Source organism: Candidatus Kaelpia aquatica (assembly GCA_030765335.1).
Lineage (GTDB): Bacteria > Omnitrophota > Gorgyraeia > Kaelpiales > Kaelpiaceae > Kaelpia > Kaelpia aquatica.
The window spans coordinates 22,792-45,365 of record JAVCCU010000018.1; the positions used below are offsets into that span (position 1 = coordinate 22,792).

26 protein-coding genes are annotated in these 22,574 nt (G+C 37.3%); 23 read left to right on the top strand and 3 right to left on the bottom strand.

Annotated elements, in window-relative coordinates; translation table 11 throughout:
• Positions 1 to 57 precede the first annotated feature (57 nt).
• The 4 genes from P9X27_03055 (at position 58) to P9X27_03070 (ending at position 6,225) form a co-directional block, all read left to right on the top strand.
• Entirely contained in the window at positions 58 to 1,746 is a 1,689-nt protein-coding gene (locus tag P9X27_03055) for a cation:proton antiporter (protein ID MDP8253358.1), read from the top strand.
• A 40-nt stretch (positions 1,747 to 1,786) separates the two neighbouring features.
• Positions 1,787 to 2,032: a hypothetical protein gene (locus tag P9X27_03060; GenBank protein ID MDP8253359.1), complete on the top strand. Its 246-nt coding sequence runs from the start codon at positions 1,787 to 1,789 to the stop codon at positions 2,030 to 2,032.
• 158 nt (positions 2,033 to 2,190) lie between these two features.
• Complete coding sequence (otsB, locus tag P9X27_03065; protein MDP8253360.1) at positions 2,191 to 3,801, top strand: trehalose-phosphatase; 1,611 nt, start codon at positions 2,191 to 2,193, stop codon at positions 3,799 to 3,801.
• A gap of 9 nt (positions 3,802 to 3,810) precedes the next feature.
• On the top strand, positions 3,811 to 6,225 hold the full coding sequence (locus tag P9X27_03070; protein ID MDP8253361.1) for a glycosyl hydrolase family 65 protein: 2,415 nt from the start codon (positions 3,811 to 3,813) through the stop codon (positions 6,223 to 6,225).
• A 352-nt stretch (positions 6,226 to 6,577) separates the two neighbouring features.
• Here the strand turns inward: P9X27_03070 and P9X27_03075 are convergent, their stop codons facing one another.
• Positions 6,578 to 7,042, bottom strand: coding sequence for a HEPN domain-containing protein (locus tag P9X27_03075; protein MDP8253362.1), 465 nt, complete (start codon positions 7,040 to 7,042; stop codon positions 6,578 to 6,580).
• The gene (locus P9X27_03080) at positions 7,032 to 7,607 is read right to left on the bottom strand and encodes a nucleotidyltransferase domain-containing protein (GenBank protein MDP8253363.1); all 576 of its coding nucleotides are present in this window, start codon (positions 7,605 to 7,607) and stop codon (positions 7,032 to 7,034) included. The genes P9X27_03075 and P9X27_03080 overlap by 11 nt, the downstream gene beginning before the upstream one ends.
• Before the next feature lie 302 nt (positions 7,608 to 7,909).
• On the opposite strand from P9X27_03080, the gene P9X27_03085 reads away from it, so the two are divergent.
• The 15 genes from P9X27_03085 to P9X27_03155 all read left to right on the top strand — a co-directional run bounded on the left by P9X27_03085 (position 7,910) and on the right by P9X27_03155 (position 19,063).
• Positions 7,910 to 8,350 carry an Rrf2 family transcriptional regulator gene (locus P9X27_03085; GenBank protein ID MDP8253364.1) on the top strand — a complete coding sequence of 147 codons (441 nt, stop codon included), beginning with the start codon at positions 7,910 to 7,912 and terminating at the stop codon, positions 8,348 to 8,350.
• Between the two features lie 20 nt (positions 8,351 to 8,370).
• A complete protein-coding gene (cysK, locus tag P9X27_03090) occupies positions 8,371 to 9,285 on the top strand; it encodes a cysteine synthase A (GenBank protein MDP8253365.1) in 915 nt (304 codons plus the stop codon).
• 15 nt (positions 9,286 to 9,300) lie between these two features.
• Positions 9,301 to 10,074: a sulfide-dependent adenosine diphosphate thiazole synthase gene (locus P9X27_03095; GenBank protein MDP8253366.1), complete on the top strand. Its 774-nt coding sequence runs from the start codon at positions 9,301 to 9,303 to the stop codon at positions 10,072 to 10,074.
• A gap of 10 nt (positions 10,075 to 10,084) precedes the next feature.
• Positions 10,085 to 11,281, top strand: coding sequence for a homocysteine biosynthesis protein (locus P9X27_03100; protein ID MDP8253367.1), 1,197 nt, complete (start codon positions 10,085 to 10,087; stop codon positions 11,279 to 11,281).
• A 31-nt stretch (positions 11,282 to 11,312) separates the two neighbouring features.
• Positions 11,313 to 12,356 carry a tRNA 2-thiouridine(34) synthase MnmA gene (gene mnmA / locus P9X27_03105; GenBank protein ID MDP8253368.1) on the top strand — a complete coding sequence of 348 codons (1,044 nt, stop codon included), beginning with the start codon at positions 11,313 to 11,315 and terminating at the stop codon, positions 12,354 to 12,356.
• Complete coding sequence (gene nadA, locus P9X27_03110) at positions 12,353 to 13,255, top strand: quinolinate synthase NadA (GenBank protein ID MDP8253369.1); 903 nt, start codon at positions 12,353 to 12,355, stop codon at positions 13,253 to 13,255. The genes mnmA and nadA overlap by 4 nt, the downstream gene beginning before the upstream one ends.
• Positions 13,256 to 13,266: 11 nt before the next feature.
• Positions 13,267 to 14,010: a hypothetical protein gene (locus tag P9X27_03115; GenBank protein MDP8253370.1), complete on the top strand. Its 744-nt coding sequence runs from the start codon at positions 13,267 to 13,269 to the stop codon at positions 14,008 to 14,010.
• 58 nt (positions 14,011 to 14,068) lie between these two features.
• Entirely contained in the window at positions 14,069 to 14,503 is a 435-nt protein-coding gene (locus tag P9X27_03120; protein MDP8253371.1) for a Fur family transcriptional regulator, read from the top strand.
• Entirely contained in the window at positions 14,448 to 15,215 is a 768-nt protein-coding gene (locus P9X27_03125) for an ABC transporter ATP-binding protein (GenBank protein ID MDP8253372.1), read from the top strand. The genes P9X27_03120 and P9X27_03125 overlap by 56 nt, the downstream gene beginning before the upstream one ends.
• Entirely contained in the window at positions 15,197 to 16,297 is a 1,101-nt protein-coding gene (locus tag P9X27_03130; GenBank protein MDP8253373.1) for a SufD family Fe-S cluster assembly protein, read from the top strand. Before P9X27_03125 ends, P9X27_03130 begins: the two co-directional genes overlap by 19 nt.
• Positions 16,298 to 16,351: 54 nt before the next feature.
• On the top strand, positions 16,352 to 16,573 hold the full coding sequence (locus P9X27_03135; GenBank protein ID MDP8253374.1) for a NifU family protein: 222 nt from the start codon (positions 16,352 to 16,354) through the stop codon (positions 16,571 to 16,573).
• A gap of 328 nt (positions 16,574 to 16,901) precedes the next feature.
• Positions 16,902 to 17,063 (top strand): hypothetical protein, encoded by a 162-nt coding sequence (locus P9X27_03140; GenBank protein ID MDP8253375.1) that lies wholly within the window; start codon positions 16,902 to 16,904, stop codon positions 17,061 to 17,063.
• Between the two features lie 77 nt (positions 17,064 to 17,140).
• Positions 17,141 to 17,617 (top strand): hypothetical protein, encoded by a 477-nt coding sequence (locus tag P9X27_03145; protein ID MDP8253376.1) that lies wholly within the window; start codon positions 17,141 to 17,143, stop codon positions 17,615 to 17,617.
• Positions 17,618 to 17,695: 78 nt separating this feature from the next.
• Entirely contained in the window at positions 17,696 to 18,655 is a 960-nt protein-coding gene (locus P9X27_03150) for an L-lactate dehydrogenase (protein MDP8253377.1), read from the top strand.
• 12 nt (positions 18,656 to 18,667) lie between these two features.
• Positions 18,668 to 19,063 (top strand): OsmC family protein, encoded by a 396-nt coding sequence (locus P9X27_03155; GenBank protein MDP8253378.1) that lies wholly within the window; start codon positions 18,668 to 18,670, stop codon positions 19,061 to 19,063.
• Between the two features lie 107 nt (positions 19,064 to 19,170).
• Here P9X27_03155 and P9X27_03160 read toward each other — a convergent pair whose 3' ends face one another.
• On the bottom strand, positions 19,171 to 20,190 hold the full coding sequence (locus tag P9X27_03160) for a DUF4325 domain-containing protein (GenBank protein ID MDP8253379.1): 1,020 nt from the start codon (positions 20,188 to 20,190) through the stop codon (positions 19,171 to 19,173).
• A 116-nt stretch (positions 20,191 to 20,306) separates the two neighbouring features.
• Between P9X27_03160 and P9X27_03165 the strand changes: the two genes are divergently transcribed.
• From P9X27_03165 to P9X27_03180, 4 genes are all read left to right on the top strand, one after another.
• Positions 20,307 to 20,735 (top strand): hypothetical protein, encoded by a 429-nt coding sequence (locus P9X27_03165; protein MDP8253380.1) that lies wholly within the window; start codon positions 20,307 to 20,309, stop codon positions 20,733 to 20,735.
• Positions 20,736 to 20,817: 82 nt separating this feature from the next.
• Positions 20,818 to 21,177, top strand: a complete 360-nt coding sequence (locus tag P9X27_03170; GenBank protein ID MDP8253381.1) for a hypothetical protein — start codon at positions 20,818 to 20,820, stop codon at positions 21,175 to 21,177.
• A gap of 13 nt (positions 21,178 to 21,190) precedes the next feature.
• Entirely contained in the window at positions 21,191 to 21,373 is a 183-nt protein-coding gene (locus P9X27_03175) for a DUF378 domain-containing protein (protein MDP8253382.1), read from the top strand.
• Positions 21,374 to 21,563: 190 nt separating this feature from the next.
• Positions 21,564 to 22,574, top strand: a 1,011-nt coding sequence (locus P9X27_03180) for a hypothetical protein (GenBank protein MDP8253383.1), incomplete at its 3' end; no start/stop codon positions are given.

Here is a 22,574-nt window from a genome sequence, read left to right on the forward strand (position 1 = left end):
ATCTTTAGGAGTATAATTTTCTAAATTTCCTTAATGTTAAATTGATAAGGTATTATTATGCTTGAACAGTTAGGCTATATATTTTCAAAAATATCAGTTGCCCATCTTAATGTGCTCTTGCTCTTAGGCCTAGCGCTGTTTGGCGGTACAGTCGGCGGAAAGTTGTTTGAGCGTCTTAAGATCCCCAAAGTTGTAGGCTATATTATAATCGGAGTTATTATAGGTAGGACTGGACTTAAATTAGTTGATATTGATGTAATTCAGTCTCTTCAGCCGTTCAGTTACTTTGCGCTTGGGTTAATAGGATTTATGGTTGGAGGAGAGCTAAAGCGTGAAATCTTTCAGAAGTACGGGAAGCAGCTTATGTATATTCTGCTCTGTGAGGGTATAGCGCCTTTTATTCTCGTCACTCTCTTTATGGGTTTTGCCTGTACAATTATATTCGGCAATGCTCAGTTTGCCTGGGCATTAGCTATATTGGTCGGGGCTATTGCATCAGCAACTGATCCTGCTACGACTACGAATGTTTTAAAAGAGTATCGAACCAGAGGGCCGTTAAGTTCAACAGTGCTTGGAATAGTTGCTTTAGATGACGGCCTTGCGCTTATACTCTTTGTCTTAGCCTCTTCTGTTGCAGGAAGATTAGTAGGTCAGGAGAGCTCCTCTCTTCTCTATTCTTTTATCTATCCCCTATATGAGATTGGCGGCGCTATAGTGCTTGGCATAACATCAGGGCTCATACTTAATAAGATTATCCGCCACTACTCTGAAGCTGGGAGAGTGCTGGCATTTGCAATAGGAATGGTTCTTCTAGTTAGCGGTCTAGCCCTTGCTGCTAATGTCGATATGCTTCTTGCAACAATGACACTTGGAGTCGTAGTGGTTAACTCTACACCCCGCAAGAGTAGAGAGGTCTTTAAGCTTGTAGAAGGGTTCACTCCTCCTATATACGTGCTCTTCTTTGTCTTGGTTGGAGCAAGGCTGGATCTAAGGTGTCTGACTCTGCCTATAATAATACTTGTAACTATATATCTATTTGGGACTATGGGAGGCAAGGCCTTAGGTGCTAGATTAGGAGCAAAGATATCGCATGCAACAGATAGTGTTAGAAGATATCTGCCTCTGGCATTATTTCCTCAGGCAGGAGTTGCAATAGGCTTATCTATTCTTGCGTCAAACTATTTTCCCGGTGAGATAGGCAATACGCTTGTTATAATAATAACAACAACAACATTTATAACTCAGATAGTCGGACCTCCTCTTACAAGGCTAGCTTTAAAGAGGGCAGGTGAAGTAGGATTAAATATAACAGAGGAAGATATCATGCTTCAGAGTCATGCTGATGATATCATGGACAAAAACCCTCCTCTTATATATGAGAGCATGAGTCTGGTGGATATTCTAGATGTATTTAGCAAGAGTAATAATCTCTACTATCCGGTAGTAGATAAAGAGAGAAGATTAAAGGGTATAATTACAATAGATAATATTAAAAGCAGTATGACAAGCACCGATTTAGGTCCACTTGTTTTAGCCTATGATCTTATGGATACCGAAGTCATACTCGTCCATCCTGAGATGGAGATGACAGAGATAAAAGAGACTATCGATATGTATAATCTGGACTATCTTCCGGTTGTAAATGAAGAGAAGTATCTACTTGGCTTTATTGAAAGAAGAGGATTTGACAGGTTTATATCTACTAGGATTATTGAACTTCAAAAACAGACTGAGTCTTTAGGTTGACGCTCTATTGTAACTAAACTAAGAGTAGAGGAGGTAAGAGATGCTTGGTATCCATGCAATATCAATAGCGGCAGAGGTTTTTATTGTTTTAATCGGATTGGCGATACTATTGTTTAAGAAGAAAGCTATCGGCTTAGGAATTGCTCTTACTTACGGGATATACGTCTTCTATGATATTGCAAAGTATACCCATTCCAATATTAGTCAATGTTTTCTCTACGGTCTATTCTTTATAGCGACTCTCTCTATGCTTTTAGTTGTTATAAGGCTATATAAAACAAGTTAATATTCTATTGTTTAATATTGATCAAACATTGGTTGCTCTTTCAGCTTCACCATCTTTTTAAGTTCTATTTTTAAGCTTAAAATCTATAGTTTTTGACTAAAACCCTATATTAATATATAATACAACTTCATTGATAATATGATTTTTTAGGAGGAACAATGAGTAAGTCTAACTTTGATGCTGTAATATTTGATCTTGATGGGGTCATTACCGATACAGCGGTTTTACATGTTGAATCCTGGAAGGATACCTTTGATGACTATCTTAAAGAGTTGGAAGCCAGAGAAGGTAAAGAGTTTCGCGAGTTTACCCATAAAGGTGACTACCTCCCTTACGTAGATGGTAAGCCTCGCTATGAAGGGGTTAGGAGTTTTCTTTCTTCACGCGGTATTGAGATTCCATTTGGAGATCTAAGCGATGAAGCAGGTAAAGAGACCATATGCGGACTTGGCAATAAGAAGAACGAATATTTCCTTAAGCATCTTAAGGCTGAAGGAGCAGATCTCTTTAAATCTACGCTAGAGTTTATAAAGAAGCTGCATGAAAGAGGTATCAAGACAGCTGTAGCTTCATCATCTAAGAACTGTAAGACTATTCTTGAATCCGTCGGCATTGAAGATATGTTTCAATCCCGTGTTGATGGAGTAGTATCTGTAGAGCTGGGCTTAAAGGGTAAGCCCGAAGCCGATATATTCTTAAAAGCCGCTTCTAATATAGGCGTAGAGCCGTCACGCTCAGTCGTTGTTGAAGATGCAACGAGCGGTGTTGAGGCTGGACGTAACGGCGGTTTTGGACTGGTTATTGGGATTGCACGTGAAAGCCATTTTAAGGACTTACTTGATAGCGGTGCCGATGTTGTTGTCTCCGATCTGGCTGATATGTCTGTTGACTGGGTCGATAGCTGGTTTAAGAAAAGACCTAGAGAGTTTTTTAGTCATTGGGATAAGAGTGATAATTCTATAGATATTGATGGAGAGCTCATGGAGAGTAGTCCTAGCAGGGAGATAAATCCGCTCTATCTCTCCGGAGTTAAAGATCTATTTAAAGATAGGAAGCCTATCATATTCCTTGATTATGACGGTACTCTTACTCCGATAGTGGCTAAGCCTGAACTTGCTGTACTCTCAAAAGATATGCGGGAGATAATCAAGGAGCTTATTTCAAAGTATACCGTAGCTATTGTAAGCGGAAGAGGAAGAGAGGATGTTGAGAATCTTGTAAATATAGAAGGTATACTCTATGCCGGCAATCATGGCTTTGATATTAAGGGACCTGATCTCTCTATGACTCAGCCTGATGCAGAAGAAGCAATACCGGCGGTTAAAGAAGCAATAGCTTATTTTAAAGATAAGCTCTCATCTATCGATGGTCTATTAGTTGAAGAGAAGAAGTTTTCAGTTGCTGTCCATTATAGGCTTGTAGATGAAGATAAATATCTGAACGTTATTGAAGATGAGGTTAACAGGGTAGTGGCTAAATTTAAGTTTTTACGCCTTATGCATGGCAAGAAGGTCTTTGAGGTTTTACCTAATATTTACTGGAATAAGGGCTGTGCAATAAGATGGATAGTCGATGCCCTTAAGCTCTCTTTTAAAGATAATTTAATTGTATATATAGGCGATGATACAACGGATGAAGATGCTTTTAGAGCTATTCGTTCCAGAGGTTGCAGTATCTTAGTAGCAGAGGAGCTGCGCCCTTCAGCTGCTGATTTCTGGGTTAAGAATCCTAATAGCGTTAAAGAGTTGTTTGAGAAGTTATTGAGTTAAAATATTAATATGGTAGATTCCAGCTGGAAAGTAGTTTATAACGGATTTGATCCTGAGGAAGAGCAGCTCAGGGAGTCGATCTGTACTCTTGCAAACGGCTATATTGGGGTAAGAGGAGCTGCCTATGAGTCTGGTGCTTCACGTATCCACTATCCCGGCTCCTATCTTGCAGGCGGCTATAATAAATTACCTACTCATATTGCAGGAAGGACTATATATAATGAAGACCTTGTCAATATTCCAAACTGTCTGCCTATAACGTTTAAGATTGCAGGTGGTGATTGGTTCTCTCCTTCAAAGACTAAGATAAGATTCTATCGTCAAGAACTTGATCTCAGACGCGGATTTCTAAGAAGAGATATAAGGCTCCAGAGCCGCATGGGTCATAAGACACATCTGGAGAGCTTTAGAGTAGTAAGTATGGCCAATCCCCATCTAATAAGTTATAAATATACTATAACCCCGGAAAATTATAGCGGCTGGATTACTGTTAGAACCATGCTTGATGGTGCGGTTACAAATTCAGGAATTGAGCGCTACAGACAGCTTAACTCAAAGCATTTAGTCCCTCTATCTCTGGGAAAGTTCAGCTCTAATGGTGCTTATCTTGTAATGAAGACTTCTCAGTCTAAGATTACAATTGCTCAAGCTTCGAAAGTACGTATCTTTACTTCTAGCGGCGAGAAGAGACCAAACATAAAGCATATCAGTAGAGGTAAGGAGAGAATAGATCAGGTATTTAAGTTGTATGTAAAACAGGGCAGGCGCTATGAAATAGAGAAGACAGTATCGATCTATACGTCTAAAGACGAAGGAATAGAGGAGCCTCTAGATTCTGCAATTCACCTGATTAAAAGGGTATCAAGGTTTGATAGTATTTTAAAGTCCCACGAACATGTTTGGGATGAGCTCTGGAAGAAGTTTGATATTCAGATTGATAGCGATATCTTCTCTCAGAAAGTGTTAAGGCTTAATATTTTTCACCTTCTTCAGGTAGCCTCGCCTCATATTACAAAGATAGATGCTGGCCTTCCTGCTAGAGGCTTACATGGCGAAGCCTATAGGGGTCATATCTTCTGGGATGAGATATTTGCGATGGCGCTATATGACCTCCATCTGCCTGAGATATCTGAGTCTCTAATGCTCTATCGCTACAAGAGGTTGGATTGGGCTAGAAAGTATGCTAGAAGAGAGAAAGCAAAAGGAGCGATGTTCCCCTGGCAGAGCGGTTCAACAGGAGAAGAGGAGACCCAGATTGTTCATTTAAATCCGCTATCTGGTGAGTGGGGCCCGGACTACAGCCGTAACCAGCGTCATGTATCACTTGCAATTGCTTATAACGCTTGGCGTCATTATATGAAGACAAAAGATGTTAGCTTCCTTGTGAATTACGGGGCTGAGTTAATACTCTCTATTGCCAGGTTCTTTGCCTCAATGTCTAAGCTTGATGAAGGAGACGGCAGGTACCATATTGACGGTGTTATGGGCCCGGACGAGTTCCACGAGAAACATCCTGACTCTGAAAGTGCGGGTCTAAAAGACAATGCCTATACCAACCTTATGACTGTCTGGCTGCTTATAAGAGCAGAGGAGGTTTTGAGTATTCTCCCAACTAAAGATAGGATCAGGATCTCACGCAAGATAGGGCTTAAGAAAGAAGAGCTTGCGTTTTGGAAAGATATTACTCAGAAGATGAACGTTATTATAAATGAAGATGGTATCATCGCTCAGTTCGATGGCTACTTCGGTCTTAAAGATCTTAATTGGGAGCGGTACCGTGAAAGCTATGAGAGTATAGAGCGCTTGGACAGGATTCTTAAAGCTGAAGGTAAGTCCCCGGATGATTATAAGATAACCAAGCAGGCTGATGTTTTGATGTTTTTCTATTTATTGAACTTAACAGAGGTTAAAGAGATATTTAATAATCTGGGTTATGAATTTAGTAAAGATACTTTGAATAAAAATTATAAGTATTATGTTAAGCGTACCTCTCACGGTTCTACCTTAAGCAAAGTAGTACACTGCTATATTGCTCACATCCTAAATAAACCTAAAGAGACCTGGAGATGGTTCAATGAGGTATTAGAGTCTGATATCTTTGATACTCAAGGCGGTACAACCTCTGAGGGAATACATATCGGTGTTATGGGTGGTTCTATAGACATAGTAATACGTGGTTTTATAGGTTTACGTATTTTAAAGGATAAGATTAGACTCAATCCCCGTATTCCAAGACGCTGGCAGAGGGTAAAGTTTAGGATAAACTATAAAGGTAGCTGGATAACTTTCTCTGTAACAAATAGGCAGGTTACCGTCTTTGTTCAAGGACCTAAGAACAAGATCTTCCCTACAGCTATTGAGATTGGCTCTCGTACTCATAGCGTTATCTACGGTAAGCTCTCTAGATTTACTATTAAAAGTTAACTATCAAATAGTCTTAAAGAAGCAAAATATTGTGTAAAACTACTGTTTTTCTCTGGAAGCATCAAAAACTCTGTTACTAACACGTCAAGATGTCTGCCCTATGAGGCTGGACATATTGTAACTGTTTTAAAACAAAAGAGTTAGGACATTATTTTTATTGTTGTTTCGGTATTATTGATCTCAAGGTTTAATCCTGTTCCAGGTTCGATTAAAACAATTGAATAAAAATCACCCATCTACCTCTTGTCTTCAGTTAAGGTTTGCCATTGGGCCCATTGTTTGCTCCAGTTGATTTATTTAAAGAGAGGCCGAATCTTGAACTTTGTGAGAGTATTAATAGGCAAAGATAATGCTAGAACTTTAATTTATGCTGAGGGTCTTCTGCAGATATTTTTTGGAAAACTTTATCTACAAATTCTTGCGCTATTTTCATAGCGTTTTTTGCTTCTTGAGCTGAACAAGGTATAGCGGGTTCATAAATGAATTTATGTCTCTTTTTTCTCATAATATCATATGCTCTGATAAGTTGTTTAAACTCGTTGCCCAAAACATCTGTGGCAAATTTTATAACTGTTAAGTGCTTGTTTTTAACATCAGGGCGAAATCCATGGCTAAGTATCAGGGCAAGACCAGTGCGTAAGAGAGCGTTGTAAGCATAAGTATAGGCGCATTCTTCGTCCAGCCCGTAGTTTCTTTCCGCAGTTTTTAAATCAACGTATGCCCGCTTTAAAAGATTCCTTATGGCCTTGTGATCAACAGCACACTTTTTAATAACTCCTTCTTTTAAAAGATGTTCTTTGGAATTGTTATAACTCATCTTCTTTTCCTATAATCATTATCTTGGGATTATTTAAAAGGTCCATTATAAAACCGTTTTTATCCCTCTTCTTTAGATTAAATTCTTCGGCAGAATAAATGCTGGGGTTGATCTCTCGTTCTAATTTCTTCTCCAGCTCGGCAATCTTATCATAAAGCAAGGAGTCTTCGGGTTCGCCTATTATCATAAGGTCTATATCGCTTGAGAAGTTTTCTTTACCGCTTGCAAAAGAACCGTATATAAAAGCAAAATTTATGCCTTTAATATATGACAACGCCTTTTTAAGAAGCCCTTCAATCCCCACTGTTTTGGCAATAATATTTTTTAATTCGTTAAACAAAGGATGTTTAACATTTAGAGAGTAATAAAGCAGGTTTCCGGATCTGCTTGTTTCTAAAAGAGTATCTTTTTGAAATTTTAAAAGCTCTCTCCGTATGTTACCGGCAGAGTAGCCTAATATCCGCTCAAGCTCTCTTAAATAGAATTTTTTAGATTTGTTGGTGAAAAAGAGGGCAAGTAAGGCCCGTCTAATTTTTGATTTTGAGATATATAAGTTTTCAAGCATTTGTACTCCTATTTGAATACAATTGTACTCAAATAGGAGTACAAAGTCAAGTTCCAAAAAAGAGTTTATTTTATAAATTCGATGGTTTTCTTGGAAGTGGCGGATATATTTCACAAAACTAGCTGAAATTGGTTAAGTTTGGTTAAGTTTGGTTAAAATGAATTAAGCTCCCGGTTCGAGCTTTTGTCGGAGGTACTAAGCGCCCTAAAAGAAACAAAAACTCTATTTTTCTCTTGACATAAGAAGTCTTTAGCCTATAATCACTACTAATACTATCGAATAAGTAGTGATTAGGAGGAGTTTTGAAGCTTTCGACTAGGAGTAGGTATGGATTGCGATTAATGTTTGAGTTAGGACTTGAATATGGTAACGGCCCTGTATTACTCAAAGATATTGCAAAGAGAGAGGGAATTTCAGAGAGATATCTAGGCCAGCTTGTTATTCCTCTAAAAAACTCTGGACTTATTAATTCAATCCGTGGTGCACGCGGCGGGTATCTCTTGAGTCAGAACCCGGCAGAGATCTCTATTAAAGATATAATTGAGGTTTTAGAAGGAGATCTTAATTTAGTTGAATGCGTTAAAGACGATTCTTTATGTAACAGGGTATCTATTTGTGCTACTCGCAGGATCTGGGCATTGTTGGGTGATAATATAAAAAAAGTCTTAAACTCTTTTACATTAGCAGATTTAGTTAAAGAGCATCAAGGTAGCAAGAATAATATTTTGATGTATAATATCTAAATAATAATAAAACCTATATTATGAAAATAGCTAACAATATAACAGATTTGGTCGGCAATACGCCCTTAGTTAGATTGAATAAAATAGTCAATAATTATAAAGGAGGTTTAATAGCTAAGCTTGAGTATTTTAATCCCAGCTCTAGTATTAAAGATAGAATAGCTTTAGCTATGATTGAAGATGCTGAGAAGAGCGGATTAATCAATAAAGATACTGTTATAGTCGAGGCTACTAGCGGTAATACTGGAATAGGATTAGCATTTGTATCGGCTCAGCGCGGCTATAGACTGATACTTACTATGCCTGAAAATATGTCAGTTGAGAGAAGGTCTCTGCTTTCGTTTTTAGGCGCAGAGCTGGTTCTAACCCCAGCTGAATTAGGTATGAGAGGAGCAGTAGATAAGGCTGAAGAGTTATTGAAGGAGCATAAAGGTGCTTTTATGCCTAGGCAGTTTAAAAATCTGGTCAATCCTAGAATTCATCGTGAGACTACAGCTCTAGAGATCTGGAACGATACAGATGGAGAGGTAGATATTGTCGTTAGCGGAGTTGGTACCGGCGGTACTATTACAGGTATTGCAGAGTCTTTAAAGTCTAGGAAAGATACTATTAAGATTATTGCTGTAGAACCTAAGAGTTCAGCAGTTTTATCAGGAGGAAGTCCTGGAAAACATAAGATTCAAGGTATTGGAGCTGGATTTATTCCTGAAGTACTTAGAGTGGATTTAATAGATAAGATTGTTACTGTTGATGATCGTGATGCCATGGATATGGCTAGACGTCTTGCTGAAGAAGAGGGTATCTTAGCCGGTATATCTTCTGGTGCAGCTATGAGCGCTGCAATAGAAGTGGTAGCAGAGAATGAGGATAAGATGATTGTTGTTATTTTTCCTGATGCAGCTGAGAGGTATCTATCTAACTGGAACTTGGATTAAAGAACGGAGGATTTCATGGATGAAGTAGTTATTTCCCGGGCAATAGTAGAGAGTTTTATGAAAGATTTTATGGATTCACTTGATGTTGATGTAGCTATTGCAGGAGCAGGTCCGTCGGGTCTTATATGTGCATACTATCTTGCTAAAGATGGTTATAAGGTAGCTATATTTGAAAGGCAGCTGCGTGTTGGCGGTGGTATGCCCGGCGGCGGAATGATGTTTAATCGTGTTGTTGTACAGGAAGAAGCAAGAGGGATTATGGATGAGATAGGTGTTAATCTTACAAAGTATAAAGATGATCTATATATAGCCGACTCTCTTGAGGCAATATCTACTTTTTGCTCTAAGACAATTAAAGCCGGAGCTAAAATATTTAATCTTATCAACGTAGAGGATGTTATGATTAGGGAGAAGCAGATTACCGGTTTGGTTTTAAACTGGTCTGCAGTATCCTGGTCTAAGCTCCATGTGGATCCTCTAACTGTAAGGGCTCGTGCTGTTATAGATGCAACAGGGCATGATGCTGAAGTAGCGAGAATAATAGAGAGAAAGATGGGCAAATGTTTAAATACCAAAGATGGCGGAGTTATAGGCGAGAAGTCTATGTGGGCAGAAGTAGGAGAGCGGGAGATCATGGATAATACGCGTGAAGCCTGTCCTGGGCTCTTTGTTTGCGGAATGTCTGCTAATGCTGTATTTGGGTCTCCAAGAATGGGGGCAATATTCGGCGGCATGCTTTTATCAGGTAAGAAACTTGCGGCTTTGATAAAGGAGCGCTTAGAAACTTAAGGAGGTTGATATGGTAAAATCCATCAAAGAGATTAATTCCAGAATCAAAAAAGGTAAGGCTATTGTCGTTACAGCTGAAGAGATGATCTCTATAGTTAAGAAGAAAGGGCTATCTTATGCGGCTAAGAATGTTGACGTTGTTACAACGGGAACATTTGCTCCAATGTGCTCTTCATCTATATATATAAATATCGGCCATTCTAGACCTAGAATAAAGTTAGGCGGGGGAAGAACCTATCTAAATGGTGTAGAAGCATATTCGGCTTTAGCTGCTGTAGATATATGTTTGGGAGCTAATGCGCTATCTCTGGATGATCCTAGGAATAAAGTCTATCCTGGTGAGTTTAAGTATGGAGGCGGCCATGTTATTGAGGATTTGATTAGCGGTAAAGACATCGATCTAGAAGGCTTTGCTTATGGAACAGACTGTTATCCAAGAAAAGAGCTTAAGACAAAGATAAATATCAAAGATATAAACGAAGCGATACTCTTTAATCCTAGAAACTGCTACCAGAACTACAACGTTGCGGTCAATCTGTCTAACAAGATAATATATACTTACATGGGGGTATTGAAGCCCGGAATAGGTAATGCGAATTATTGCAGCGCTTCTCAGCTTTCGCCTCTCATGAATGACCCTTACTATAGGACGATTGGAATAGGTACAAAAATTTTCTTAGGCGGAGGTATAGGTCATGTCTGTTTCTGGGGTACTCAGCATAATCCGACTGTTGAAAGAGGCAAGAACGGAGTTCCGGTTGTACCTTCAGGAACTATTGCTGTTATGGGCGATTTAAAGCAGATGAATTCGGATTGGGTTAAAGGCGTTAGCATGCTTGGATACGGTGTTAGTTTATCTGTTGGAATAGGCATTCCTATCCCTATCTTAAACACGGATATAGCCCGTTATACATCTATTGAGGATAAAGATATTTGGACCAATATTATTGATTACAGTAAGGCATATCCAAATCTTAGAAAGGGAGTAATTGGGAAGGTTAACTATGCTCAGCTGCGCTCAGGAAAGATAAAGATTAAAGATAGAGATATTCCAACGGCATCTCTTTCAAGCTATAGCAAAGCAAAGAAGATTGCAGAGCTTCTCCAAACTTGGATTGCTAAAAAGAAGTTTCTGCTGACTGAACCAGTTGAGAGATTGCCGGATGAAAAATCCAGCTATAAATTTAAGAATTTAGAGGTTAGATAATAATATCTAAAGACAGGTTTCCGTTAATATAATGAATAAGAGTAGTGTTTTGGTTGCAATGAGCGGCGGTGTTGATTCTTCAACTGCGGCTTATCTGTTAAAAGAGAAAGGTTATACTGTTAGGGGTATAACAATGTTAATAGTCGATGATGACTCTGCCAGAAGTACCGTAGAAGATGCTGGTAGAGTCTGTGATTACTTAGGAGTAGAGCATATAGTAGTTGATCTATCCAAAGAGTTTAAAGATAAGGTTATAGATTATTTTATCAAAGAGTACTTAAGGGGGAGGACTCCTAACCCCTGCGTTGAATGCAATAAGCACTTTAAATTCAGCCTGTTGTATGATAAAGCTAGAGATCTTGGTTTTGCTTTTTTTGCAACTGGACATTTTGCAAGAATAGAGAGAGATAGATCAAGTAATTACCTTTTGAAGAAAGGTCAAGATACTAAGAAAGATCAGAGCTATTTTTTATACCCTATAAATAGAGACTATTTGGGCAGGATTATATTTCCTCTCGGCGATCACTCTAAAGAAGATGCTTTCAATATAGCTAGAAGTAATAATATTCCTTTCTCTAATAAAGGTCCCAGTCAGGATCTCTGTTTTGTCACTCAGGATAATTGTAGAGATTTTATAAAGAGTAATATTGAAGATCTAAAAACCGGAGAGATAGTTGATAGAGAAGGCAATATTCTAGGTCAGCACGCCGGTATCCCTTTTTATACAATAGGTCAGCGTTCAGGTTTGGGTATAAGCGGTCCTTGCGCATTGTATGTTATTGATATCGATCATGAGAATAATAGAGTTATTGTCGGTGAAAAAGATGGTCTAAAATCCATAGGGCTTATAGCCTCTAATTTAAATATTTTTAATAGTGATTTAAGGGGTAATATTTCTGCAAAAATCCGCTATAAACATCCGCCGGCGGAGTGTAGAATGTGCAGAATAGATAACGGTAGATTAACAGTCATGTTTAAAGAAGATCAGGAGGCTATTACCCCTGGACAATCTGTTGTTCTATATCAAGATGATGTTGTTTTAGGCGGAGGAGTAATAGAGGAGGTAATACGTTGAATATTGTAGCTGAGATTCAAAGATTAAAAAAAGAGAAGAATGCAGTAATACTTGTTCACAACTATCAGTTGCCCCAGATTCAGGATATTGCAGATTTCTTAGGCGATTCATTGGGGTTGAGCATTAAGGCTGCTGAGACAGAGGCTGATATCATAGTTTTTTGCGGAGTCAGGTTTATGGCCGAAACCGCTAAGATTCTTTCGCCGAACAAACTTGTTATCTTGCCAGAAGATGCTGGCTGTCCTATGGCGGATATGTTGACAGGGCTGGAGCTAGAAAAAATTAAAGCAGAACACCCAAAAGCAAAGGTTCTCTGTTATGTTAATACATCTGCAGAGGTAAAGGCCCTATCTGATATCTGCTGTACATCTGCAAACTCTGTTAAGATAGCCAGGGAGGCCTTTTCAGAAGACGATGAAGTGATATTTGTTCCAGATAGAAACCTTGCCTTTTATACTCAAAGAGAGACAGGGCGGAAGTTTATAACTACAGACGGATACTGTCCTATTCATGCTGATCTAACTAAAGAGGATGTAGTTAGAGCTAGAGAAGATCATCCTAAAGCAGATTTAATAGTTCATCCTGAATGCAGTCCCTCTGTTATAGATTTAGCGGATGGCGTCTATTCTACATCCGGGATGTTAAACTATGTAAGGGATTGCAGCAAGAAGGATTTTATTATTGGAACAGAGATAGGAATAATATATAGATTAGAACAAGATAATCCGGGTAAAAATTTCTATCCCTTATCAGAGAGTGCCATATGTCATGATATGAAAAAGATTACCTTAGAGAAGGTCTTAACCGCTTTAGAAGAAGGAAAGGGCGGAGTAGAGCTAGCATCAGATGTTATAACTAAAGCAAGGGGAAGCATCGATAGGATGCTTGAATATAGGTAGGATATTATAAGATGAAATTAAAAACAAATTGGCAGTTAATGTTAGGACTGTTTTTAATAGTCGCAACTATTACACTCCATTATTTACATTTTGTTATCTTCCATGATGCCCATCACGTATTCATCTATCTGTTGGGAGATATTGCATTTCTTCCTCTTGAGGTCTTGATAGTTACTCTTATAATCCATAGATTGTTGTCCCATAAAGAGAAGCAGAGTAAATTAGAGAAATTGAATATGGTCATAGGAGTATTCTTTAGTGAGCTAGGCGTTAAACTGCTTAGTTATCTTTCGGACTCTGACCCCGGCTTGAATGAGATTAAGAGCTACCTAGTTGTAGATGGTGTCTGGGATGATAGAGAGTTTATGAGGGTCCAGAAGATATTAAGAGAGTATAGCTATAATATAGATAAAAATAAGATAGACTGGGTGCTCTTAATAAAAATGCTTAGGGAGAAGAGAGATTTTCTGTTAAGACTTCTAGAGAACCCTGTACTCTTAGAGCATGAGTGTTTTACAGAGTTATTGCGAAGCGTCTTCCATCTCACTGAAGAGCTTGAGAGCAGAGATGACTTCTCATCTCTACCTGAGAGTGATTTAGAGCATATGGCAGGAGATATCAAGCGGGTCTATACAAATATAATATCTGAGTGGCTTAAGTATATGTTGCACCTTAAGAGAAGCTTCCCTTATCTGTTCTCACTTGCTATGAGAGCCAACCCTTTTGATAGCGATTCATCTGTTGTAGTCCGTTGATATTTTAATAAAAACAATTATTTTTTAATAATAATTATTATTGACAAAAAATAGACCTATGGTAATATCTCTCTCTATGGAAAATAGTCTTAAATGTTTAAGTGAAGCTGATATCAGGATTACTCCTCAGAGGCTTGCTGTGTATAAAGTTTTAAGTAAGGGGGGTCATCTTAGAGCAGATTATATATATAAGGAGGTAGGTAGACTATTTCCTTCGATATCTTTTGCTACGGTCTATACGATTCTGCAGCTATTTAAGAATAAAGAGCTGGCGCTAGAAAGCAGGATAGACTTTGAAAGATCTACTTTTGAGATTAGGACAGACTCTCACCATCACTTTATGTGTAGAGAGTGTGATAAGATTATTGACATAGATATACCGTTCTGCAGCGCCCTTACCAAGATGAAAGTGAGCGGTCTTACTATTGAGGATTTTCATGGCTATTTTTACGGTCTATGTAAAGAGTGCAAGAAGAAGAAAAAAGATGCTTAATATTAGAAATCTTACAATCGGTATTGGAGATAAGGATATTATTAGAAATATCAACCTCTCTTTAGGGGAGGCTGAGATTATGGTTCTATTTGGGCCTAATGGCAGCGGTAAGAGTACTCTCATAAAGACGATATTAGGTTTTAGCGGTTATAAGATTAAAGAGGGAGAGATAGAATTTAATTCTAAGAATCTAGAGAATCTTTCAATAGAGCAGAGGGTTAAGCTCGGTATTGGAATTATGTATCAACACCCTCCAAAGATAAGAGGAGTGAGACTGCGTCAATTGGCAGAGTTTTTATCTGACGATAAAGATAGGATAGCGCATCTTGCAGAAGAATTATCACTAGAGGGGCATCTTGACCGTGAGATTAACCTAGGTTTCTCAGGCGGTGAGATCAAAAGAGCTGAGCTCTTTCAGATTCTTCTTCAACGCCCTTCACTTCTTTTTCTGGATGAACCTGAGTCCGGAGTGGATATTGAAAATATCTCTATAATGGGCAAGGCTTTAAATGGATATTTAAAAGAGAGCAGAGCTCAAGCACTTATCATTACTCATACTGGATATATTCTTGATTATGTCGATGCCGGTACATCATCTGTTATGGTTGATGGTCATATATCTTGTTCAGGTCATCCTCGCAAGATATTTAAATCTATACAAGAACATGGTTACGATAAATGCAGGGAGTGCCAATGTCCAAACAACTCTTAGAAGAATTTAATCAAAAAGATAGAGAGGCTATTGCTTCCTCTGGAATGGATGAGACAGAGAGCACTAGGTCTGCCAGCTTTTTACAGTCTGATGATAAGATTCATTTCTCTCATTCTCTTTCAGACGGTATTGAAATTCTATCAATAGAAGATGCGCTTTCTAAATATTCTGAAGTCTCAGATTATTACGGCCGGGCCTTTAAGGCATTAAATAAAGATTTCCCTGCTGATACAAGAGGTGGGTATTTCATAAGAGTTAGAAAAGGTAAGACTATTGAGCTGCCTATCCAATCATGCCTCTTCCTTAAAGATTCTGGTTTTAAGCAGCAGGTGCACAACATTGTAATAATTGAGGATGGTGCTAAGGTTCATCTTATCACTGGCTGCTCTGCATCTCATTCTGCTAAAGAAGCACATCACCTGGGTATATCTGAATTTTTCATAGGTAAAGGAGCCCACTTAAACTTTACTATGATCCATTCTTGGAAAGAAGACGTAACAGTTAAACCTATGAGTGTTGCTTTAGTTGAAGAGGGTGGGAGTTTTGTCTCTAATTATATCTGCTTAAAACCCGTTGGAGAGATCACTATGTATCCTACGGCTGTTCTTCAAGGAGAGAACTCTCGGGCCAGTTTTAATTCATTGTTACTTACTCACCCCGGATCGTTTCAGGACATAGGAAGCCGTGTTATCTTTAAAGCTAAAAATACTTCAGCTGAAATTGTTGCTCGGGCGGTAAGTTTAGGAGGCAAGGCTATTGCAAGAGGACATTTAAAAGCAGAAGATACTGATATCAAAGCCCACCTTGAGTGTCGAGGTCTTATAATAAGCGATAAAGGAATAATACATGCTATACCTGAACTTGAGACTGAGTTTAGAGATGTTGAGATGTCACATGAAGCAGCTATAGGAAAGATAAGCCGGGAGGAGATTGAGTATCTCTGCTCCCGCGGTTTTAGCCATGAAGAAGCCCAATCAATAATCATAAGAGGATTTATGGATGTTGAGATACTTGCTTTGCCGGATATACTTAAGAAAGAGATAAAAGATCTTGAGGATAAGACACTTCGGGGAAGTCTCTAGGTAGATTTTATAAAAGAGTGAGAGCTTTAATATTTTTAAATAAAGGAGAGAGAGATGAGAGAGAGAATTGAAGAGGCACTCAATGGTATCAGGCCTATGCTTCAGGCTGATGGCGGCGATGTTGAACTTATCGACGTAACTGATGATGGAGTTGTAAAAGTAAAGCTTAAAGGTGCCTGCGGGTCTTGTCCTATGAGCAGCTATACTTTAAAGATGGGAATAGAGCAGAGACTAAAAGAAGAAGTTCCCGAAGTAAAAGAGGTTATATCTGTTTAAAAGAAGCACTAGAGGTAGAGGCAGGGAGGAGTTGATTTAGATATAGTAATATTTTTATCTTCCCTGCCTATTTTTTTAAAAACACCCCCCTCTCTAAGTGCAGTTATCTCTAATGCACTTTCAATAGCTGTACTATCTATAGTTTATTTTTTTATAAGAAAAGTTTCTGATGTTAGATCTAAATCTCTAGTTTTTATTCTAAAAATGTTGGTTAACCATCATTTTTTCTTTATTAACATAATTTATTTTAAATTTTTTTGTTGCAAAGTTTTCTTAAATATATTATAAACTTTTTAAGGTAAAACAATCCTGAAAAAGGAGGTGTAGCATGGCAGTAAAGAAGAAAGCAGTAAAGAAGGCAGCACCAAAGAAAAAGGTAGTTAAGAAAAAAGTAGTTAAAAAGGTAGCACCAAAGAAAAAAGCTGCTCCAAAGAAAAAAGCAGTTAAGAAAGCAGCACCAAAGAAGAAAGTTGCTAAGAAGAAAAAATAAGATTTTTAGCATTGAGATAGAATAGGGTTAAAGGAGGCTTTAAAGCCTCCTTTACTCTTTAGGGCTATATGAAGAATATAAAGCATTCTCTTGAAACAGGAATAAGTTTCGGTCTTACCTCTGGAGTCATAACGACTTTAGGTGTCATGGTAGGATTACACTCTACAACCCATTCTAGGATTGCAGTAGCAGGGGGGGTAATAACGATTGCAGTTGCAGATGCATTTTCAGATGCCTTAGGGATACATATGTCTGAGGAATCTGAGGCAAAACATAGCCCTCTTGAAGTATGGTTAGCTACTATATCAACATTCTTTGCTAAAGTTCTCTTTGCTTCTATCTTCATAATCCCGATTGTGCTGCTTCCGATTCAGAGAGCCGTCTATGTAAGCATTGGATTAGGTTTTTTGATACTTATACTCTTCAGTTATTATCTGGCGCTTAAACAGAAGCTATCACCCTTAAGAGTGATAGCTGAACATCTATCTGTTGCAGCCCTCGTCCTTATCTCAAGCCACTACTTAGGTCTCCTGGCATCAGGGCTGTTTAAATAGCATAAGTTTTTACTTGACTTCTATCTTCTTTAGAAGAATAATTATTATAAAATAATTGTTATTAATTAAAGGAAAGCTATGAATAACTTAAATCCAAAGGTATCTATCATAGGCGCTGGCAATGTAGGTATGCGCTATGCCTATGCTCTTACAATAAAAGGTTTAGCTAGAGAGATTGTTATAGTTGATCTTGATAAGGAGAGGCTCAGCGGTGAAGTCATGGATCTATCTCATACAGCACCATACGTATCTCCTGTTGAGATTATTGGAGGAGACTACTCAGATACTGTCGGGTCTGATCTAGTTGTTATTACTGCCGGAGCAAAGCAGGAAGTAGGGCAGAGCCGATTAGATCTTATCGAAGCCAATGTTAAATTATTTAAAAAAATAATACCGCTCCTTATGCAGTATACTCCGGAGGCAATATTTTTAAATGTCACAAATCCGGTTGACTTACTAAGCTATGTAAGTTACAAGCTTTCATCTAAACCATCAAATGAGGTTATAGGTTCAGGCACTGTCTTAGATACTGCAAGGTTTAGAAATTTGCTTGCTCATCATGTCGGGGTTGATCCTAGAAATATACATGCCTATATCTTAGGCGAACATGGTGATAGCGAGTTTCCTGTCTGGAGCAAAGCTATGGTTGGCGGAGTTTTGTTTAAAGACTATTGCCCTAAGTGTTGCAGGAGAGGTGAGAGCTGCAGTCATCAAGAAGAGCTGGGTAAGATATTTAAAGAAGTAAAAGATTCTGCCTACAATATAATAGAGAGAAAAGGCGAGACATCTTATGGCATTGGGCTTGCTCTGGTCAGGATAACAGAGGCGATATTAAATAATGAGAATGCAATACTTCCTGTCTCGTCTCTTATGCAGGGTTACCTTGGCATCAAGGATCTCTATCTAAGCCTGCCCTCTGTTGTTAATAGAAGCGGTCTAGACTATGTGCTTAACATAGAGCTTAATGAAGAAGAGCAGAAGTCATTAAAGAACTCTGCAGAGATTATAAGAGAGAAATTAAACAAGGTTGGATTTTAAAAGGAGAGGGAGATGCAGTTAGATCTTGATCTTGAATTAAAAGGAGAAGAGTTTGATGTTAGATCGAAGAGCAGCGGAGTAAATTTTAAAATTGGTTTTACAGAAGAGAGCCAGAGTGAGCCTAACCCGTTAGAGGTATTCTTATCTTCAGTTGCATCTTGTGTGGGAGTATTTGCGGTTAAATATCTTAAAGGAGCAAAGATTGATTTTAATAAATTGAATATTAATGTTAAGTCTAGCTTAATACAGCAAGGCAGTATGAAGTTAGATAACATAGTCTTGTCCTTAGATACCGATGCAGAATTAGCAGGCCGTAGAGAAGCTTTTTTAAGGTTTATACGTAAATGTCCTATACATAACACTATTTTAGATACAGACAGAGTAGAGTTTGTTTTAAAAGAACAGTAAGTTGTTCTTGTGAGATTTAAGGCTATTGGTGGTTTAGGATATTAATTTGCAATAAGTGTCAAGGTAATATTGTAACCTCATTGTCAACTTGTTGTTGCTTTTTATTGTCAACCAACATGCTGTATCATCGATTTAATGGTTTTATTAGCATTAAGAGTCTGTATTTTTATATTTAAATTTTTGTTTTTGAATACTCTAAATATTTCATCAGCAAAGCCTTGGCCTATGCCTTTAACATCTTTAAAATTAAGTGCTATCTCTTTAAATCTATCTAAATTGTGCAATAGTCTTTTGGCTTCAGAGCGGGAAACATAAGAATCTTTTGCTCTAGTAAAAAGATTTACTGTTACTGAAGTTTTTGAAAATTCATAATCATATTCTTCGTTACCGTAATCATCAAATATAGTTTTTAATCTTTTTTTAGAATTTTTGCTAATTTTAAAATTTACCAAAGTTCCTTGTTTATATTTTATTTTTTTTGTAAAGAGGTCATTTTTGATATTATCAAAGGTAATCTCTATATCGTGACTTTTTATAATAAGCTTATCAGAGGCTTTAGATGTAAAAAATAATCCTTCTCCAGAATGGTGTTGTTCTGCCGTAGTGGTCTTGCCTTTGATTAATTCTTGTAAAGCTTCATATTCATCTTTTAAGTCAAATTTATCTTTGATATTTTTAAATATTCCTATTCCCCAATCATTGATTGATAAATCTATATTATAGTTGTCAATTTTTAATTTAATCTTAGATTTTTTTGATTGAGAATGATCTATTGCATTGTTTAATAATTCTGTAAAAGCATATGATAAAACATCAAATATATTTTTTCTTAATTGATGTTTTAAATCATATTGAATGTTAATTTTATTGAAGACCAGATCTTCTTTTAAATTGTGAAGTAAGTAAGATTTTTCTAGCTTTATTGTTAGATCATCTATTCTCTTATCTCTTAGGGTATATTTTACACCCTTAGTATTACCAATTTTTTTAACCACTCCTTTAGAGACTAACTCTTTGATATGTTTATGTACTCCTTGTCTAGTTAATCCTGTGGATTTAACTATATCTTCAGTCGTAACATAACTGTTCTGTTTTAGTCTACTTAGGATGGTATCCTTTACACTCATAGCAATATAATTTTACTTTATTGTCAACCTATTGTCAACCTCCTGCTGTTTTTTATTGTCAACCAATTTTTATAGGTATTTTGGTTTAAATATGGTTTAGGATATAATGTTTTAATATGAGCAAAGAGAAGAAAGGTTTTATCTGTCAGGACTGTTTTAAATTAAAGAGGTGTCAGGAGAAAAATATCAGCTGGGCATTCTTCTTTCTTGCTCTCTCTGCGACTATATCAATAAGAGCAGTAAATTTCTTTCTAGAGATCTATCCTGTTATTGTAAAAACATTATGGTATTCTGGGATAGTTGGATTCTTATTATTTTTTGCTTATAAATTTAGGAAAGATAATATTCTTCAAAGAGAGCTTAAAAAATCTAATTTAATTGATAAGGTGCTTTTAAAGCAAGAGTTTAATCAGTATGACTATGAGATTGTAGGTGCTCTATTGTGTAAGTTAAGTTCTAGAAAAGATAAGATAAATTATTTCTTTATTTTCTTTACTTCAGTCCTTGTTCCTATATTGGGTCTATATACTGATTTCATAAAATAATATTTTACTTGTTTTGAATATCATAGAAGGGTATTTTACATATAAGAGTTATTTGTTTATTTAAAAAAAGGAGAAGAACATTATGAAAAATATTAAGGTTTTTGTCTCTTTGTTTTTAGTTCTTTATTGTCTATCGTTTATTTATAGCGAGATATCTTATGCACATTCCCCTGAGCGGATAGAGATTAAATTTGTAGGCAGCCTGCTAAAGATTAAGGTATTCCATAATGTAGGAAATACAAAGATGCATTATGTAAAGTATATCAATGTATATGTAAATGGGCAGTGGGTTGCCAAGCAGCGCTTTTTTTCTCAGCAGTATGATGGCTATCAAGAAGCGGTCTTTAATGTCCCGGATTTAAAAGCTAAAGATGTGCTTTTGGTAATAGCTCATTGCAGCAGGAAGGGAAGAATAGATAAATCAATGATAGCTCCGAACTAAAGGAGGTATAGAGATGAAGAAGCTGGCTCAGTTTTTAGTGATAGTTGGAGGTTTAAACTGGGGTCTGGTTGGTTTTTTAAATGTTGACCTTATTGCCAGGATCTTCGGTGAACTCTCAGCAGCATCAAGAACTATCAATGTCCTTATGGGTCTCTCAGCGCTTTATCTAGTCGTTGCTCTGCTAAGGAAAAGATAGATTGTTAAGTATTCATTGATTTAGAATCCTTCCTTTATATATAGTATAATAGATAAACTTGTTTTTAAGCTAGATGTTGAAGTTTAAAAAATGAAAAAAAGTTTAGAAAAATGATTTTTTTCTTGACGCAACAGTGCACTTTAAATTACTATTCTAACAGTTACATTAAATGCACTAGTAGTTTTAATATATGAAAAGAAAAGCAACCTTGCGATATAATCAAAAAGCAAAGAGAATTCTAGTTTTTCTTTTAGCTGCTTTCCTGCTAACATCCTTAAATTCTAAATTATATGCTGCTGACGGAGGCTCTTCTATTGAAGAGGAGAGAGCAAAAGCTCAGAAGTTAATCCAGCAAGAAGAGAAGGAAGCCAGACGCCAGAAGCAGACCAAAATCAACAGTCTTTATAAGGAAGCGCTATCTTTTTATTACGAAGGTAATCTAACAGCAGCTCAGGAGACATTTGAGCTCATTCTTCTTATGGCTCCGGATGAGAAAAAAGCAAAGAGATTTATAGAGAGTAAGATTCCTGCAAGAGAAAAGAAGTTGGTAGATATAAATCAGGGTAAAGCAGAGAGAGAGTCTAAAAAAAGAGAAGAGGAACTTAGTCGCTTAAGAGATAGAGCAGAGAAAGAGGCTAAGAGACAGGAAAAAAATCGGGAGCGTGATCAGAAAAAAGCAGAGTTAGAGAGAGAGCGTATCCAGCGTGAAGCAAAGTGTCTGATAGAGAAGCAGAGGACAGAAGCAGAGAAAGAGGCTAAGAGGCAAGAGACTAAAGAGAAGCGCGCAGAGAAAGAGAGAGAGTTAGAGAGAGGTCGTGTAGAAAAAGAGGTTAAGAGAGCAAATCAAGATAGAGTAAATGCGCTTTACAAGGAAGCACTCTCTTATTATAAGGAAGATAATTTAAATCAATCTATAAATACATTCCAGCAGGTTCTTAATCTAGATCCAGATAATAAGAAAGTAGAGAACTATTTAAATAATAAGATTCCTGCTAAGAGAGAACGCCTTAATGAGATTGCAGAACGCGGAATAAAGAGCCAAAGGTTAGAAAAAGAAAAAGAGCTAGCTCAATTAAAAGAGAAAGCTCAAGTAGAGGCTCAAGCTCAAGAGAGAGAGCTGGCTAAAGAGGAGAAGCTTAAAGAGGCTAAACTTCAAAAGCAAGCTAAGAAGATAGAGAAAGAGAGGAAGATCGCTGAGAAA